This window comes from Pseudonocardia hydrocarbonoxydans (genome assembly GCF_006539565.1).
GTDB classification, from domain to species: Bacteria; Actinomycetota; Actinomycetes; order Mycobacteriales; family Pseudonocardiaceae; genus Pseudonocardia; species Pseudonocardia hydrocarbonoxydans.
On record NZ_BJNG01000083.1, the window covers coordinates 1 to 1,051 of the forward strand.

Genomic DNA, 1,051 nt, shown 5'->3' on the forward strand with positions numbered 1-1,051 from the left:
AGGCCCGTCCGACGAGGTCATGAAGATCCTCCCGGCCCTGACCGTCACCGACGACGAGCTCGAGGAGGGCCTCGCCATCGTCGCGGAGTCCGTCGCCACCGTCACCGAAGGGATGTCCCAGTAGATGATCGTCCGCACGCTCGACGAGATCACCGGTACCGACCGCGACGTCGAGACCGAGAACTGGCGCAGCAAGCGCATCGTGCTCGGCGGCGACCGCGTCGGCTTCTCGGTGCACGAGACGGTGCTCAAGGCCGGGACCGTCAACGACTTCTGGTACGCGAACCACATCGAGGCCGTCTTCATCACCGAAGGTGAGGGCGAGCTGTACGACAAGGACAACGACACGACCTACGCGCTCGCGCCCGGGTCGATCTACGTCCTCAACGGAAACGAGCGCCACCAGCTGCGTCCGCGCACGCAGATGCGGACGGTGTGCGTGTTCAACCCTCCCGTCACCGGGCGCGAGGTACACGACGAGAACGGCGTGTACCCGCTGATCACGGTGGACGAGGAGGAGAAGGAGGCTTCGTAAGGTATGGCAGTCACGGACCGACGACGCACCGCGCGCCACGGCGACCGCTACCCGACCCGGGTGGCCGACCGCCCTGTGGTCATCGATCGGGCGGAGCCCACGGTGTGGAGCACCGCACCGGGGCCGCTGTCGCCCGAGGAACTGGCCGCGCACGAGCGTGACGGGTTCGTCACGGTGCCGCAGCTGCTCACCCCCGACGAGGTGACGGAGTTCGCCGGCGAGCTCGACCGCCTGGCCACCGACCCCGCCGTGCACGCCGACGAGCGGACGGTCATCGAGAAGTCGTCGGGGCAGGTGCGCTCGGTGTTCGAGGTGCACGCGCTGAGCCCGAGGATCGCCGAGCTGATCGCCGACGAGCGGGTGGCCGGCCGGGCGCGGCAGATCCTCGGCTCCGAGGTCTACGTGCACCAGAGCCGGATCAACTACAAGCCCGGCTTCGGCGGCGGTGGCTTCTACTGGCACTCCGACTTCGAGACCTGGCACGCCGAGGACGGCATGCCGTCGCCGCGGGCGGTC

2 protein-coding genes are annotated in these 1,051 nt (G+C 69.0%); both read left to right on the forward strand.

Annotated elements, in window-relative coordinates:
* The first annotated feature begins 124 nt into the window (after positions 1–124).
* The gene (locus tag PHY01_RS26065; protein WP_141282928.1) at positions 125–535 is read left to right on the forward strand and encodes an ectoine synthase; all 411 of its coding nucleotides are present in this window, start codon (positions 125–127) and stop codon (positions 533–535) included.
* A gap of 3 nt (positions 536–538) precedes the next feature.
* Positions 539–1,051 (forward strand): phytanoyl-CoA dioxygenase family protein (locus tag PHY01_RS26070; RefSeq protein ID WP_174824164.1); only part of this gene is annotated, 513 nt, incomplete at its 3' end.